Consider the following 15,079-nt stretch of genomic DNA (forward strand, 5'->3'; position numbering starts at 1 on the left):
GCCCTGGCCAGGGCGACCGCCCATATCCGACTACAACGTTGCCGGCTGGGGACAGTGGTAATGAAGGGCATTCCCAGGCCGAAGGGGAAGTTTTCCCCTTCATGGCCGGCGGTGTTCGCCCCATTCATCACCTGCGGATCGCTCGCCCACGTTCGGTCGTAGTAGGGAACAGGGACGCCGGTCGACGTCGTGGAACCCCGAGAGTCGTACAGGGTCCGGCGCTGGTGTGGAGGCCGTGCCGCCGCCACGACTCCCGTTGTGGCAATAGCCGGCGCTGGGGTTGCCCGGCTCAATCGGACCAGTGGGGATGGTGCCGCTTGAGCCGCCGACCACGTTTAGTACGCAGCTCGTCCGCGCCGCCGGATGCGCGGTGGACACAGTGCCGGGGCGACACCGGTCGGGCGATCGGGTTGTCTCGGGCGGCCCCCGGCCAGGGCGCATGGTTGAGGGTCGCCCGAGGCCCTGCTGTCCTGCAGAGGCAGGGCACTGCGACGTTGGAGCCCAGCGTCTGGCTTGGCCTGTGCGGCACGCCATGCCGCGGCTCCCCCACGCTGAGTGGCTTCGTCTCCTTCTAACGACAGCCGGCTGACGGCGCTCGTTGACGTGCTCCGCGACCGCATCCGCATCCCCTGGACGCAGACCGCCCCGGCACCGTAACCACCGACAGCACCTCGCCCGCTGGCAGGCCGATGCCGAAAACCGGACCATGCGGACACGGAAGGTTACAGCGCCAACTGTTTCCGCGCCGGGGACAGGGGCAGGCGAATGTGTGAGTGCCGATGAAAGGACCGACATGAGTGCCGGAGAGAAGGCCAAAGCCAAGGCCGAGCAGGTTGTCGGGAAGGCGGTGAGGAAGGTGGCTCACGCGGTCGGCAACCAGACCACCGCAGCCAAGGGAGCCGCACTGGAGGCCCGGGGCAGGGCCCGCGACACCAAGGAGAGGGCGAAGGACAGCTTCAAGCGCTGACCACGTCCTATGCGCATGTCGGACGTGCGAACGCGACCTTGCGATCAGCCACCCACGGAAACTCAGGAGCCGGGGCGCTGGCCCTGTACTGCCTGGCCCCGGCCGAGCCCGGCTGCGGGTGCGTGCCCTACTGGTTGGGCTTCGCCGCGCTGATGTCACCGAGCGCCGACTCCGCATCCCGTTCGATCGCCATGTCACCGAGGGACACGATGCCCACAGCGTGGCCGGCGTCGACGACGGGCAGGCGGCGGACGGAATGCTCGCGCATGAGCTCCACTGCACGATCGAGATCCTCGTCGGGAGTCACGGTGACAAGATCGTGGCTACAGGCGGAAGCAACGGTCCTCTGCTCCGGGTCACCGCCCTCCGCCAAGGCGCGCACCACGAGATCACGGTCGCTGACCAAGCCGCGCAGCTCATCGCCCTCGGTCACCAGGACGACTCCGATGTCCTCGTCACGCATCTTCCGGGCCACCGCCGTCACCGAGGCCTGCGGCTCCACCGTCACCAGTTCGCTAGTCATGATGTCGCGTACATGCTGAACCATGACGCCTCCCTTCCGAAGGCTCTGCAACAGCAGTCATCGGGCTGCGCCGACCGAGTACCCGACACGCGCCGAACTCCACCTGACGACCGGCCCAGCCGCAGCAGAAGCTTCCCGTCGCGCCCGTTGTCGATCGTCCGCGGCGGCCGCCGTGCCGGGAGTGGGAGCCGTAGAAACCGTAGCCGGGCATGTCCGGGACCAACATCTCGGCAGCCATGTGGCCAGGACGTCCATGCGCGCGTCGGCGCGTCTGCCCGCACGCGGACAGACGCGCCGACGGATCTGACGGGAGCGGCTGGTGTCTGCTTGTTGATCTACGCCCAGACTGCCTGCGCGTCGCGACGGTCAGGACGCCGCCGTTGCCGGTGGACCGGCTTTGCAGGCGTTGATGCGCTGCCGCAAGCTGAGCAGCCACCAGACGAAACCCAGGCCGACGCCCACGACGACGGTCAGGGCGGTCCGGTTGTTCACCTCGGGGACGGTGAGGACGACGATGACGGTCGCACATCAGACGAGGCCTGCGACCTGCCGGTCTCCCTGGAAGTCGAGGAGTACGACTTCCGCTCTCCCGAAGCTGGCCTGGACACCGGTGCGGTCGATGCGGCGATCCTGCGACCGCCGGTCGACCTCCCTTACGGATCCGACGTGCGCGTTCTGCGCAGCGAGCCCCGGGTGGCGTGCGTGTCCGACCTCCACCCACTCGCCGCGCGCACCGAGGTGAGCGTCGCAGACCTCCTTGACCAGCCGATCGTCGCCGCGCCCGGCAGCGGAGCCTGGCGTGACTACTGGCTCCTGCGCGACCATCGCGGCGGTAACGCTCCGCCAGTGGTGTACGAAGCGGCTACCTTCGAGGCGGAGTTGCAGGCCGTGGCCTCCGGTCGTGGCATATCGATCACGCCAGCCACCGCCGCCCGCTTCTATGCACGCCCAGGCCTGGCCTTTCCCGTCATCACCGATGTTTCCTGGTGCGACGTCGCCGTGGTGCTGCCTCCCAACCCGCTACCTGCCGCACGCCGCTTCGCCCGCCTGGCCCAGCAGATCGCCGGCGCGACCCCGGAAGTTGGCGCCGGTCCCGTTCAACCCCAACTTCAGCGGCGCGGTCGTCCTTCAACCTTTGTGGCGCCTCAGTAGGTGTTCTTGATCCCTGGCCGCGAGGTGGGTACGGCTGGATGATCTGGCTTGTGAGGGGTGTCGGAACGGCTCGGCGGCACTGCCGAGAGTGCGGTGGTCCACTGCCGCAGACAGGGTGTCCTTTTCGGTCTCTTCGGTTGGGGCCCAAGGCGGCCGGTTTGCCGACGTCGGCCGCCCCGGGGAGCGGTCGGAACGGGAGCGACTCCAGCACGCTGGACGCCTGGACGTCGACGACTCCGGCGGGTGCTGAACTGCCACCTCGGCTGCCATGCGCCGCGGAACCTCGGGAGTGGTGTGCAGGACGATGGCCGTCCGGACCCGGTCGGCCTGCTCGCCGGTGATACCGCGCCCGTGCAGAAAACGGCGGGCCTCGTCGGCACCGTCGATCTCGAAACGCTGGTCCATGCGGCGGAAGCGCTCAGCGAGCCCCAAACCGTGGAACACCGCCCCCATTTACAGCAGCTTGAGATCGAAGTCCAGCCCTTGCTCGCGGCCACGCAGCGACCCGAACAAGAACACCCCGCCCGTCGAGCGCGTAGCGGCGGCAGCGGGTGTAGACAGTCTTCCACGGCCCATAGCGTTCCGGCAGGTCACGCGGAGCGAGTAACTCCTACTCTTGATCGGTGAGTTCAGGGTTACGTATCACCCCACCATGATCCACCACTCGGTGATCTTTGAAGACGGACCCTAGTTCCTCCTGCCGTTGGTGCCGCCCGCGAAGGCGGCCAGCTCGGCCTTGGAGGCGAAGTTGCCCACGTTGGTGTCCAGCGGCTCGTCGGTGAACTGGTGGAACATCCACTTGGCCTGGATGTTGGGCTTGCCCGCGTGCACACCGTACTCGGCGATCCAGAGGAAATCACCCGCATTGCTGGTGGTGTCCCGGTGAGTCCAGAAGTCCCGGTTGCAGTACAGCCCGATCTTGTGGTCGGAGCCGCGGAGCCTCTTGACCTCGGCGATGAAGGAGTCCTTCTCCGCGCAGGTCGCCGCGGTGCCGTCCGGGTTGGTCTCCCAGTCGACGACCAGCAGGTCGTGCTCGATGCTCGCGCAAGCCTCCACGAAGTGGGCCGCCTGTTCCTTGATGTGGCCCGGGTGCAGGAAGTGGTAGAAGCCGACGACCAGGCCCGCGGCGCGGGCGTGCGCGGTCTGCTCCTTCTGCTTGGGGTTGACGTAGGAACGGCCCTCGGTGGCCTTGATGAACGCGAAGCTGGTGCCGGCGGTGGGGAAGTTCGCGTTCTGGAAGGCGGATACGTCGTAGCCCTTGAGCGTCATGGTGGTCCTCCGATGCGTTGATCCGGAGGGAGCACCGTGAGGCAGCCACGCGCATAGCGTCGCGCTCTGCCCGATGGGGGCAGCCGTCGACGACTTCGGCGTCCACGGCACCGCCGTGGCTCGGGCTCAGGCGGGTACTGGACCCCGAACAGGCTCTGGTCCAGGCGCTTGGCGCTCTGCGAGCGCCACCAGGTCCACGGCGGCCTGCTCGCCTGCGTCGGCGGGCCCGCTCAGGCCGGTGCTCTCCACGACCACCACGCCATACTTGCCGTAGCGCTCGCGGTGCTGCCGCTCCGGATGCCGGCGTTCGCGCGCCAGTCCGGCACGGTGCGGTCCTCCACGGTCTCTTCCACGATCTGTCAGGTGGCCGGACCGCGCAACTTGCGGGTGATGACCTTGGTGACGATGTCGCCGCCCCAGGCGCGGCGGATGTTCGCCATGGCTCGCGCGACCGATGTGGCGCGCGCGGTGCGGACCTTCCAGCGCGCAACAAGAGCAGCATGACCATCGCAGCGAAGCCCGCCGAGACCACCCGCAAGACCACCGTTTTGAAAGCCGACAGCCGCCCCGACGTTCAGCAAGCGCACCCCGACCAAACTCCGTGTCAGGCCTTCAGATGAAGCCACTCGTAGAGCCGCCGCAGCAGTGGCGGTTACGCGGTGACGAGACGGGCTTTCCCACCACTACGAGCATCGACGAGCTCGTCGCCTGGGTGCGGCCGTTCGACAAGGTGACCGTGTGCGAGCGGGCGCACCGGACCGGCCTTCCGGGCTGGGACCTGGTCGTCGTGGCCGAGGCACAGCGGACGCCGGGCCCGGATCGGGAAACCGTGGGCGGTCGTCCACGACAGCACCCGCATCCCGTCGCCGCACCGCTTGTACATGACGGTCCCGCCGAGGCTGTGGCAGCTGGACGAGGACCAGGCGCAGCAGGGTGTGCCGGATGAGCTGGCGAAGGCGGCGTGTCGGCACCCGTCGCAGGATCACCTCGGTGATCTCCCCACCGGAACCGGCCAGTTCGGCGTGCTCGGTGGGCTCGGCGGCCCAGGCGTCGAGATCGGACGCGCGGCCGGACGGCCAGTTCTCGGCCATCTCCCCCAGCAGCGGCCACGACTCGGCAAACCGCTCATCAGCTGCCCGCCATGACACCGCAAGCGGATAGGGGTCGTTCAGCCGACGTACCCGGGCCCCGGCGTCCCATTGCCCGCGCACAGCGACCGCCAGGCGATCGGCGATCTCGGCCGCGCTGTGTCCGCGCTCCTCGGCTGCCCCCCGCCGATTTGCGTGTAACGACGCCCAGGACAGGTAGAGACCGCCCACCGACGGAAGCAGTGTCGCCACCATGTCGGCCACGGGCAGGCCGAACCGGGAGGCCACCCACACGGCCCCGACCAAAAGGCCCGGGAGAGCGGTGCCGCTCCCCCGTTTGAGTGGGTGGCAGCTGGTGGACGTCCTGCTGCGATGTGGCGGCGTCCGCGATGTGGCGGCGCAAGAAAGGAAGCGGCACCGGTGAGAAGACGATCACGAGGCAGGACCCTTGGGGTGTGCTACGCCCTGTCACCAAACGATCTTGGGTGGTGGATCGCGGTTGGGTGGTACGTCTCCACGACCTGTCCGATGCTGAACCGAGGACCCGGGTCGCCCCAGGAGGGACGCCTGTAAACCGTGTGTATACCTTGCGTGTATAGTCTGCTCGGTGCCCCCTACGTTGACTCTCCCGCGCTCCACGACGAGCGACTCAGCGGCCACGCTGGCCACATGCGGTGGCGCTGGGCTCGCCCTCGGTGTCCTGACGAACCTGCTTCAAGGCTGGCTTCCATGGCCTTGGAGTCAGTTGGCGAACTCCGGCGGCGTGTGGTCAGTGTTCGCCTTTGTCACGGGATCTGTCCTCGCGAGTTGCGTAGGCAGTCTCCGGGGCCTCGCTGCGGCCGGAGCGCTGACAGAAATCGGCCTCGTTGTCGGCTACTACGGCTACGCGGAATTCGGCCGAGGCGGCATGGGGAGCCTTGTCCTTCCGCTGCTCTGGCTGGCCATGGCATGCATCGCGGGGCCATTGTTCGGTGTCGCCGGCGCCTGGTGGCGGCGTAGCCCTCTGCTGTGGCAGCGACTCGCCGCGCTGGGCGCGTTCGGTGGCCTGTTCGGAAGTGAGTGCCTGCACGCGTGGCTGACTCTCGGGTATCCGCTCCAGGCGCTTGCCTGCGGTGCGGTCGCCTGTGCGCTCCCATTGTTGCTGGCCCGTACTTGGAAAGAGCGAGGCTTGAGTCTGGCTGCGGCGGTCGTCGCCTCTCTCATCGCGTACACGGCCGTCTACGGGCTGCTCGACAAGGTCTCCGCTTGAGCGGCTTCACACTGGTGGACCCGACCGCCACGCCAGTCGACCCACAATGGGCTGTCCATGCCTCCGAGGCAGCAACTTGGCGACAGCCTCGCCAAGCGCGACTCAGAGTTGTCATCAAACGTCACACCTGGGGAGCCCCGAAGCCCATGTAGGGCTTCGCCGGCCTTCTCCGCCAGGACTCGCCGTGGTCACCGTCGGCCTCACCTTCTGGCAGCTGACCATCCCCTCCATGTACGCGGGCGTCTACGCCACCCTCACCGGCGTGTTCGCGGCCGCCACCGGCATCGGCTGCGCCATCTACCGTTCGCGTCGCACGAACGACCAGGCCGACCACGACGACTGACGACGAAGCCCACTGCCCGCGACGAGGCCCGCGCAGACACCGTGCGTGGGCCTCGTGCCCGCAGTCCTGCACTACGTCCGCAGCCTCACCACGGCCAAGATCGTCAGCGAAGAACCAGTGCGGCCACCTGTTTGCCCAGGCACGGGACCAGTGCCGGCACAGGTCGTAGACCTCGCCCTCGACGCATCCGCCGGAGACGCTGCCGGTCACAGTGCCGTCGGCGGAAACGACGAGGGAGGCACCGGCCGGGCGGGGCGCGGACCATGAGGTGCGCACCACCGGGGCGAGACCCGCGTGTCCGCCGGCCGACAAGGTCCGGGTCAGGGCGGCCAGTACGTCACGCATGGCGCATTCCCGGTGCGCCTTGCCGCGCCTCCTCCGCAGTGCCGCCGGACTCGAGAATGCCGAGGATCGCGGTGCGCACTGCGTCAAGGGCGCCCGTGAAGTTGTCCCAGAAGACCATGTGCCGCGCGCCGGAGACCGCTGCGAGCCGGGCGCGCGGATGGGCGCGCGCCGCGTCCGCCGCATCCGCCGCGGTGACGACCGGGCTGTCCGCGCCGTGCACGAACCACACCGGGGCGGGCACGTGCGGCCAGTGGTCGAAGAAGTCCTCGGTCTCGAAACCGCGGTGGGTCGCGTCGACGGCTTCGGCGTCGCAGCTGGCCAGCCACCGGGCGCGCAGTCCGTGCTCCCGGGGCGGCCAGCCGGGCCACCACCGGGCGACCTCGTCCGGGCCGGTCCCCCGCTGCGCCTGCGCGAGCTGTTCCCTGAAGACGGCCAGTGAGGTCGGGTAGGGGCCGCGTCCTGGTCCGCTCATCGGGGGGTCGACGAGGAGGGTCCCGCGCAGCGGGCGGCTGCCACGGGCGGCGGTGGCGGCGGCGATCCGGGCGCCCATCGAATGGCCCAGCAGAAGCGGGCGGTCCAGGCCGAGGCCGTCGATCACGGCCTCGGTGTCGTCCGCGTAGTCGCGCAGCGTGTAGCCGGGGCCGCGGTCGGACAGGCCGCGGCCCCGCACGTCGACCACGATCGGGCGGACCGCGTCGGTCAGGTGCCGGGCGACGAAGTCCATGGTGACGGCCGGGCTGGTGATGCCCGGCAGGATGACGAGAGGGACGCCGTCCCTGCCGTAGTCGAGGACGTGCAGCCGGAGGTCCGCCGAGCGGATCCACCGGCTGCGGGCGGGGATGTCGGCCAGGTCGGCGAGGGCGGGCTGGGTGAGGTGGCGCAGGGGTACGGGCACGGGTCGCTCCGGAAGCGGCGGGGTCATGGGCGGCGGGGCGTGGCGGGTTCCGCGCTGCTGAGGTAGCCGACTGCGTCGTCGAGGCCGATGACGTCTCCGTACTTCGCCTGGATGTCGAAGAGGCCGGCCCGGTGGGGCCCGGGCGCGCGGTCGCCGACGCACTCACGCGGCACCAGCACCGGGAAACCGGACTGAACCGCGTCGACGGCCGTGGCCCGTACGCATCCGCTGGTGGTCGCGCCGCAGACCAGGAGGGTGTCCCGGCCGAGGCCGGTGAGCAGCGAGGCCAGGGCGGTGCCGAAGAACGCCGATGCCCCCTTCTTCACGATCAGGTGGTCCTCGGGGTGGCGCGGCAGGCGGGGGTCGAGGTGTACGGCGTCCGCGTCCTCGCGCAGGGCGCGCATGCCCGGCGCCTTGCGCAGCCAGGTGACGGCGTCGCCGTCCGCCTCGGCCTGCGTGTAGGCGATGGCGGTGAAGATGACGGGTACGCCGCGGGCGCGTCCGGCGTCGATGAGCGTGGCGGTGGCGGCCACCACGTCGCCGAGGTCCGAGCCGGTCGGGTAGCGGTCTTCGGTGAAGCCGCGGGTGAGGTCCACGACGACGATCGCCGGGGCGGCGCCTCGGCGGACGGGGGCGCCGAACCCGGCTTCGCGGTAGACGTCTTCGGTCGGTGTCCCGTAGAGGTGCTGTTCAGCCACGGCGCAACTCCTTGAGCTGCCGGGACTGCGAGGACACCTTGGCCAGCAGCCACCCCTGGACCAGGCCGCAGAGGAACGCCCCGGCCAGCGGCGCGTACTTCGCCGCGCCGGGTCCCATCAGGAGGGCCATGCCGTCCAGTTCACCGGCCGCGGCCGGCGCGGGCACGGGGGCGGTGACGGCGGCGCCGGCCGTCCCTTGGGGTGCCGGAGCGCGGTCCTGGTCGAGCAGCGCGCCGAGATTGACGGCGAACTGCTGGAGCAGCCTGTCGGAGACCGCCTTGATCGCACCCTTCCCGAACTGCGCGATCTTCCCCCGGATCACGAGGTCGGTCTCCAGGCGCAGCAGGGCGCCCGCAGGGTTCTCGTGGATGGTGACGTCGACCTGTGCCTCGGCGTCGCCGCTGCCCCGGGTGTCCGTCCCGCGGGCCTGGAGCCGCATACGGAGTGCGTCGTGGTCTACCTCCGTGAAGCGCACGGAGCCGGTGTACGCGGCCGAGACCGGGCCGACCTTGACCTTCACTCCGCCCGAGTAGCCGTCGCCGTCACGGCCGTCGACCGACGCCCCGGGCAGACAGGTCACGACGCGCTCGACGTCGTTGACCAGTCGGAAGACCTCGTGGGGGGTGGCACGCACCACTACTTCGTTGCTGAGGATCACTGGCTGCTCCTGGGCGGTTGGGCGGGCTGCGCCGCGCGGCGACGGGCGGCGCAGTCGTAGATCGCCTCGACGATGGTCTGATAGCCGGTGCAGCGGCACAGGTTGGCGGCGACGACCTCGCGGATCTCGTCCTTTGTGATGTTGTCGGGCTGTTCGGCCAGCACGCCTTCGGCGAGCATCAGGAAGCCCGGGGTGCAGAATCCGCACTGCAGTGCGTGGTGAGCGGAGAAGCACTGCTGGAGGTCGCTGAGTTCGCCATGGGGGGCCAGCGACTCGACCGTGCGGATCTCGCGGCCCTCGGCCTGCACCGCGAAGACGAGGCAGGCCCGTACGGGTTCGCCGTCCAGCAGCACCGTGCACGCGCCGCACACACCGTGTTCGCAGCCCACGTGCGTGCCGGTGAGCTGCATCTCGTGCCGCAGGACGTCCGCGAGGGTGTACCGGGCCGAGACGAGCAGGTCGTACCGCTCGCCGTTGACGGCGAGGGTGATCAGATGGTCGTCGTTCATGCCGGTACCTCCAGGGCGCGCTGTACCGCCTCCGGGGTGATGGGGGTGTCGTCGAGCTCGACGCCGGTACGGCGCAGAGCGTCGTTGACGGCGTTGAGCACCGCGGCCGGGGCGCCGATGGTGCCGCCTTCACCCACGCCCTTGGCGCCGCTCTCGGTGAGGGCGGACGGCGTCTGGAGGTGGTGGATGGCGATGTCCGGGATCTCGCAGGCGGTGGGCACCTTGTAGTCGATGAAGCTCGCGCAGGACGGCTCGCCCTGCGCGTCATAGGTGACCTGCTCGAACAGCGCACCGGCGATGCCCTGGGCGATGCCGCCCCGGCACTGGCCGTCGACGACCTGCGGGTTGACCGCGACGCCGCAGTCCTCCACGCACATGTAGCGGAGGATCTCCACCTTGCCGGTGCCGGGGTGGAGTTCGATGACGACGCCGTGCGTCGCGTTGGAGAAGGTACCGTCGCCGTGGGCGTCGAAGGCGGCCTCGGCCGTCAGACCGGGATCGGTGTCCTTGGGCAGCAGGTGCGCACGGAGGTAGGCGACCTCCGCGATCTGTTCGTACGTCAGCCGGGTGCCGGGGTCGCCCCGCCGGCGGACCCCGCCCTCGTCGAGTTCGGTGTCCTCGACGGTGGTGTCGAGCAGGTGTGCCGCGATCTGCCGCAGCCTGAAGCCCAGTTTGCCCGCGGCGAGCGCGACGGCGCTGCCGCCGATGGTGAGCGAGCGGCTGGCGAAGGTGCCCCAGCCGTAGGCGACGCTGTCGGTGTCCCCCTGCCGGATCCGCACCTTGGCGAGGTCCAGGCCGAGGCGGTCGGCGACGATCTGGGCGAGGGTCGTCTCATGGCTCTGGCCGTGGCTCATCGTGCCGGTGGTCACCACGACGCTGCCGGACAGGTCCATCCGGATCCGGGACAGGTCGAAGCCGGGGACCACCGCCATCTTCCGCTTGGCGAAGGCGTCCGTTCCGTAGCCGGTGCGCTCGTTGAAGCACGAGAAGCCGATGCCGACGTGCCGTCCCGCGGCCACCGCCTCGCGCCTGAAGTCGTACCAGCCCTCGTCCGCGAGGGACTTCTCGCACAGGTTGAGCGACTCCAGGTAGGAACCCGGGTCATAGGTGATGCCGTTGACCCCGGTGTAGGGGAAGCTGGTGATCAGGTTGCGGCGGCGTATCTCGACGGGGTCGATGCCGAGCTCCCGCGCCGCCCGCTCGAAGAGCCGCTCGACCACCATGACGTACTGCGGCCTGCTGACTCCGCGGTACGGCGCGCTGGGCGCCTTGTTGGTGGCGACCGCCCGGCCGCGGACCCGGTAGGCGGGCACGCGGTAGACGCCCGGCATCTCGGCCGAGGCCATCAGGGGCTCGATTCCGGCGGTGAACGGATAACAGGAATAGGCGCCCATGTCGCAGATCACGTCGGCGTCCAGCGCAAGGATCCGGCCCTCGTCGTCGAACGCGGCCCGAACGTCATAGCGCTGCTCGCGCGCGAGGAACGAGGCGCTCAGTGCGTCCTTGCGGTCCTCGATCCACTTGACCGGGCGGCCCAGGCACAGCGCCGCGGCGGCGACCGCGATCTCCTCCCGGCCGACCACGCACTTCTGGCCGAAGCCGCCACCCATGTCGGGCACCAGCACGCGGACGGAGTTCTCTTCGCGGCCGAGCGCGCGGGCCATGACCGTACGCACCTGGTGCGGGATCTGGGTGCACGTCCTGACGACGAGCTGGCCGTCGCGCTCGTCCCAGCTCACGACGGCTCCCCGGGTCTCCAGCGGCAGGGCGTTCTGCCGGCCGGTCTTGCTGCGCACTCTCACGACGCAGGGGGCGGCGGCGAAGACCTCGTCGATGCCCGGGGTGGCGAACATGGACACGTCCAGCAAGGTGTTGCGGGCCGCCTCGTCGTGGACGAGCGGCGCCCCCTCGGCCAGCGCCTGAAGGTCCGAGACGACCGGGGTCCGCACCTCGTACGTCACCTTCGCCGCCTCCAGCCCGTCTTCGACGGAGTACGGGTCCTCGCCGATGACGATCGCGAGGGGTTCACCGGCGAAGCGCACCCTGTCGCGGGCCAGCACGGGCATGTCGGTCACCGTGAACTCGGACGACGGGCGTTCGAGCACGGCGGTGATATCGCCCAGCTCCAGGTCGGCGGCGCTGTACGCGGCCACGATCCCGGGGACGGCGCGGACCGCTGACAGGTCGAGGGAGGTGATCGTGCCCGAGGCGACCGTACTGCGGACGAACTGCGCGTGCAGCATGCGCGGCAGGTGGATGTCGTCGACGAAGGTGCCCTTCCCGGTGAGCAGGCGCGGGTCTTCCAGGCGCAGGACCGAGGCGCCGACCCAGTGGCCACGGGCGGTGAACTCGGGTTTCCGGGATTTGTTCTCAGCTGCGGTCATCGGGGCAGCGCCTCCTCACAGGCCTGGACGACGAGCTTTCTGATCAGGAGCCGCCGGTAGTGGCTGCTGCCGTGGGCGTCGTCGGGCGGGTCGACGGCCGCCGCCGCGGCCGCGGCGCACTCCTCGAACAGCTCGGCCCTCGGCCGGCCGCCCGCCGCCAGCACGGCTTCGGCCTCCGGTACCCGGCAGGGAGCCGGTGCCACCCCGCCGAGCGCGACCGCGCCGCCGCGCACGTCGCCGTCCGCGAGGTCGAGGCGGACCCCGGCTGCCACGGTGGCGAAGTCGCCACGGCGTTCGGCGAACTCGGTGAGCGCGGCGTGCGGGGCCGGGTGGGGGAAGCGGACCTCGACGATGACCTCGTCCGGTTCCAGGGCCGTCGTGTAGAAACCGAGGAACATCTCGTCGGCGGGGATCACCCTCGGCTCCCGCCCAGGACCCTGAACGACGGTCTCGGCGTCCAGGAGCACGGCGAGCAGACACCACTCGGCGGTCGCGTCACCGTGGGCGATGCTGCCGCCGACCGTACCGCGGCAGCGGATCGGCAGGTGCCCGATCCAGCTCATGGCCCGGCGTACGACCGCGAAGTCCGGCCCGAGGACGTCGGGGGGTGCGGTCTCCACCGCGCGGTGGGTCGTCAGCGCGCCCAGCCGCAGGCCGGCCTGCGCGGTCTGGCGGATGTAGCGCAGCTCTCGCAGGCCGCCGATGTCGACCAGGTGCTGGGGCCGGGCGAGCCTGAAGTTCATCATCGGCACGAGGCTCTGGCCGCCGGCGATGAGTTTCGCCTCCTCACCGAGTGCACCGAGCTCGGCGAGGAGGGCACCGGCGCCGGCCACGTCGCGGGCCCGATGGTAGGTGAATGCGGCGGGTTTCATGGTCCTCCCGGAGCTGCGCTGGGTGGCCGGAGCCGGACGGGGCGACCGGTCACGGAGAGGCGAAGGGATAGTCGAACGCCTCGGCGTCGGGGTCCTGGAGAGGAGTGCCCCGCCACAGCCACTGGTAGGAGACGTCCGACTCGCCGCTGAAGTGCTTCAGGCGCTCGTCGCGGTCACGCTGTTCCGGACCGTCGGGGAGGTGGTAGAGGGTCATGTTGTTCAGCGCGGCGTCCTGCACCATGCCGGCGTGCTTGGCGCGGCGCGCCACGTACCGGATGAGCGCCTCGCCGACCGACGCGACCGGCACCCGCCCGAGTTCCTCGGCCAGGACGGCCGCGTCCTCCATCGTCTGGGAAGCGCCCTGCGCCTGGTAGGGCAGCATCGCGTGGCAGGCGTCGCCGAGCAGTGCGACGTGTCCGTCGACCCAGATCGGGTCTCTGCGGCGACGGTACATCGCCCATGCGCCGGCGTCACCCTCCGCCTTGGAGAGCATGGCCGCGACCCGGTCGTCCCAGCCGGAGAACGCCTCGGCCATCTCGTCGGCCGTGGCGGGGGCGGTCCACTGCTCGGCCACGCCCGGGGTGCACGGCACGATGGCGACGACGTTGAGATATTCGCCGCCGCGGATCATGTAGTGCACGAGGTGCCGGCCGGGGCCGAACCAGATCGTGCTCTGGAAGCGGTCCACCAGCCAGCGGGTCGCCGGGTCGGCGGCGATCTTGTCTCCTGGGATCAGCGCCCGGTAGGCCATCTCGCCGGAGAACTCCAGGGTGTCCGGCAGGCCGAGCAGGTCCCGTACTCGGGAGCGGATGCCGTCGGCGCCGATGAGGACATCCCCGGTGTGACGGCGGCCGTCGGACGTGACCGCCACGGGCCTGGCCGGTTCGCCACGGTCGAGGGCGATGACCCTGCTGTCGGTGTGCACCTCGACCACGGGCCCGGCACCGTCCGGGTCCAGGCACGCGTCGAGCAGGGCTTTGTGCAGGTCGGCGCGGTGATAGTGCCAGTAGGGCGCGTTGTGGTCGCGCAGGCAACGGTCCCCCAGCTCGGTCAGAGCGATGATCCGGCCGTCCTTCCAGCGGCGGCGTACCTGGTCCTGCGGTTCGGTGCGGATCGCCTCCAGCCGTGGACGCAGACCAAGACCCATCAGGATCCGGCTGGCGTTCGGCGCGGTCTGGATTCCGGCACCCACCTCACCGAGCTGGGAGGCCTGCTCCAGTACGGTGGTGCGCAGGCCCTTCTGGCGCAGGGCGAGGGCCGCGGTCAGACCGCCCAGGCCGCCGCCGACGATGATGACGCTGTACGACTGGCTGCTCACGGCTGCGCGTCCTTCGCATTGTCGGGCACCGGCGTGGTGTACGTGCCGCTGAGCAGGCGTCCGGCGCCGGGGACGGTCGTGGGCAGGCCCAGGGCGTCGAGGATCGCGAAGGTCGTGGAGGTGGCGGCCGAGAGCACGGGTAGGCCGGACGCTTCCTCCACCCCTTCGATGGCGGACAGCGAGGGCATCTGGACGCAGGCGGACAGCACGATGGCGTCCACTCCGGTCAGGTCGAGCCGCTTCCAGTGCCGGAAGAGGTCCTGCGGGTCGAGGCGGGCGACGGCCAGATTGTCCTGCACCTCCAGGCTGAGGGCGTCTACGACCTCCGTGCCCGCGTCCTCGATGTACTGCGTGACCATCGCGGTGAGCGGTTTGGCGTACGGGGTGATCAGGGCGACCCGCCGCGCGCCGAGGGCCGCGATCCCGGTGAGCAGGGCGCCCGCGCTGGACAGGACGGCGGCGTCGGAGTGCTGCTCGCGCAGGGCCGAGGCGATGTCGGCCTCCACCGCGCGGTGCGCCCCCGGCCCCTGGGCCATGATCGCCACCAGGCAGGCGGAGGCTACGACGTCGGGCTGGACATCGGCCAGCTCGCCTGCGGCGCGGGACACCTGGTCGTTCATGTCCCGCAGCTCTTCGAGGGTGACGTTCCGCATCCGGGTCCGGCTGCTGTGGAACACGAAGCTGTCCCCGGGCTCGGCCGCTTCCCTCGCCCGGAGCATGCGCGGCAGTTCGGTCTCCATGGTGCGGTTCGAGCTCGGCACGATCATGCCGATGTGGTGCTCGGCCATCAGCTGCACCGGCCCTTCCGC

General features: G+C 70.3%; 16 protein-coding genes and 1 pseudogene. 5 read left to right on the forward strand and 12 right to left on the reverse strand.

The features are described from left to right. The first annotated feature begins 793 nt into the window (after nucleotides 1-793). Nucleotides 794-967, forward strand: coding sequence for a hypothetical protein (locus tag ACWGJM_RS43690; protein ID WP_453417336.1), 174 nt, complete (start codon nucleotides 794-796; stop codon nucleotides 965-967). Nucleotides 968-1,094: 127 nt separating this feature from the next. On the opposite strand, the gene ACWGJM_RS43695 is transcribed toward ACWGJM_RS43690, so the two are convergent. Continuing rightward, nucleotides 1,095-1,514: a CBS domain-containing protein gene (locus ACWGJM_RS43695; RefSeq protein WP_453417337.1), complete on the reverse strand. Its 420-nt coding sequence runs from the start codon at nucleotides 1,512-1,514 to the stop codon at nucleotides 1,095-1,097. A 303-nt stretch (nucleotides 1,515-1,817) separates the two neighbouring features. Here ACWGJM_RS43695 and ACWGJM_RS43700 point away from each other — a divergent pair, with 303 nt between their 5' ends. After that, nucleotides 1,818-2,642, forward strand: coding sequence for a LysR family substrate-binding domain-containing protein (locus tag ACWGJM_RS43700; RefSeq protein ID WP_453417338.1), 825 nt, complete (start codon nucleotides 1,818-1,820; stop codon nucleotides 2,640-2,642). Nucleotides 2,643-3,329: 687 nt separating this feature from the next. On the opposite strand, the gene ACWGJM_RS43705 is transcribed toward ACWGJM_RS43700, so the two are convergent. Continuing rightward, nucleotides 3,330-3,911, reverse strand: a complete 582-nt coding sequence (locus ACWGJM_RS43705) for a glycoside hydrolase family 25 protein (protein WP_453417339.1) — start codon at nucleotides 3,909-3,911, stop codon at nucleotides 3,330-3,332. A 359-nt stretch (nucleotides 3,912-4,270) separates the two neighbouring features. Then, complete coding sequence (locus ACWGJM_RS43710) at nucleotides 4,271-4,498, reverse strand: hypothetical protein (RefSeq protein ID WP_453417340.1); 228 nt, start codon at nucleotides 4,496-4,498, stop codon at nucleotides 4,271-4,273. A 294-nt stretch (nucleotides 4,499-4,792) separates the two neighbouring features. On the opposite strand from ACWGJM_RS43710, the gene ACWGJM_RS43715 reads away from it, so the two are divergent. The 3 genes from ACWGJM_RS43715 (at nucleotide 4,793) to ACWGJM_RS43725 (ending at nucleotide 6,591) form a co-directional block, all read left to right on the forward strand. Continuing rightward, the gene (locus ACWGJM_RS43715; RefSeq protein ID WP_453417341.1) at nucleotides 4,793-5,056 is read left to right on the forward strand and encodes a hypothetical protein; all 264 of its coding nucleotides are present in this window, start codon (nucleotides 4,793-4,795) and stop codon (nucleotides 5,054-5,056) included. A 550-nt stretch (nucleotides 5,057-5,606) separates the two neighbouring features. Beyond that, complete coding sequence (locus ACWGJM_RS43720) at nucleotides 5,607-6,248, forward strand: DUF6518 family protein (RefSeq protein WP_453417342.1); 642 nt, start codon at nucleotides 5,607-5,609, stop codon at nucleotides 6,246-6,248. Nucleotides 6,249-6,432: 184 nt separating this feature from the next. Further along, on the forward strand, nucleotides 6,433-6,591 hold the full coding sequence (locus ACWGJM_RS43725; RefSeq protein WP_453417377.1) for a hypothetical protein: 159 nt from the start codon (nucleotides 6,433-6,435) through the stop codon (nucleotides 6,589-6,591). Between the two features lie 210 nt (nucleotides 6,592-6,801). Here the strand turns inward: ACWGJM_RS43725 and ACWGJM_RS43730 are convergent. From ACWGJM_RS43730 to ACWGJM_RS43770, 9 genes and pseudogenes are all read right to left on the reverse strand, one after another. Continuing rightward, a pseudogene (locus tag ACWGJM_RS43730) lies at nucleotides 6,802-6,936 on the reverse strand (XdhC family protein); the annotation flags it as partial. After that, entirely contained in the window at nucleotides 6,929-7,831 is a 903-nt protein-coding gene (locus ACWGJM_RS43735; RefSeq protein WP_453417343.1) for an alpha/beta fold hydrolase, read from the reverse strand. The gene ACWGJM_RS43735 and the pseudogene ACWGJM_RS43730, both read right to left, overlap by 8 nt. Nucleotides 7,832-7,854: 23 nt before the next feature. Beyond that, on the reverse strand, nucleotides 7,855-8,529 hold the full coding sequence (locus ACWGJM_RS43740) for an isochorismatase family protein (protein ID WP_453417344.1): 675 nt from the start codon (nucleotides 8,527-8,529) through the stop codon (nucleotides 7,855-7,857). Continuing rightward, nucleotides 8,522-9,187 carry an SRPBCC family protein gene (locus ACWGJM_RS43745; protein ID WP_453417345.1) on the reverse strand — a complete coding sequence of 222 codons (666 nt, stop codon included), beginning with the start codon at nucleotides 9,185-9,187 and terminating at the stop codon, nucleotides 8,522-8,524. Before ACWGJM_RS43745 ends, ACWGJM_RS43740 begins: the two co-directional genes overlap by 8 nt. After that, nucleotides 9,184-9,696 (reverse strand): (2Fe-2S)-binding protein, encoded by a 513-nt coding sequence (locus tag ACWGJM_RS43750; protein WP_453417346.1) that lies wholly within the window; start codon nucleotides 9,694-9,696, stop codon nucleotides 9,184-9,186. The genes ACWGJM_RS43745 and ACWGJM_RS43750 overlap by 4 nt, the downstream gene beginning before the upstream one ends. Beyond that, nucleotides 9,693-12,080, reverse strand: a complete 2,388-nt coding sequence (locus ACWGJM_RS43755) for a xanthine dehydrogenase family protein molybdopterin-binding subunit (protein ID WP_453417347.1) — start codon at nucleotides 12,078-12,080, stop codon at nucleotides 9,693-9,695. The genes ACWGJM_RS43750 and ACWGJM_RS43755 overlap by 4 nt, the downstream gene beginning before the upstream one ends. Further along, entirely contained in the window at nucleotides 12,077-12,952 is an 876-nt protein-coding gene (locus tag ACWGJM_RS43760; protein ID WP_453417348.1) for an FAD binding domain-containing protein, read from the reverse strand. Before ACWGJM_RS43760 ends, ACWGJM_RS43755 begins: the two co-directional genes overlap by 4 nt. Before the next feature lie 49 nt (nucleotides 12,953-13,001). Next, nucleotides 13,002-14,270 carry an FAD-dependent monooxygenase gene (locus tag ACWGJM_RS43765; RefSeq protein ID WP_453417349.1) on the reverse strand — a complete coding sequence of 423 codons (1,269 nt, stop codon included), beginning with the start codon at nucleotides 14,268-14,270 and terminating at the stop codon, nucleotides 13,002-13,004. Then, nucleotides 14,267-15,058 (reverse strand): maleate cis-trans isomerase family protein, encoded by a 792-nt coding sequence (locus tag ACWGJM_RS43770; RefSeq protein ID WP_453417350.1) that lies wholly within the window; start codon nucleotides 15,056-15,058, stop codon nucleotides 14,267-14,269. The genes ACWGJM_RS43765 and ACWGJM_RS43770 overlap by 4 nt, the downstream gene beginning before the upstream one ends. Nucleotides 15,059-15,079 lie beyond the last annotated feature (21 nt).

The sequence above is a fragment of the Streptomyces sp. NPDC054834 genome (assembly GCF_053611185.1).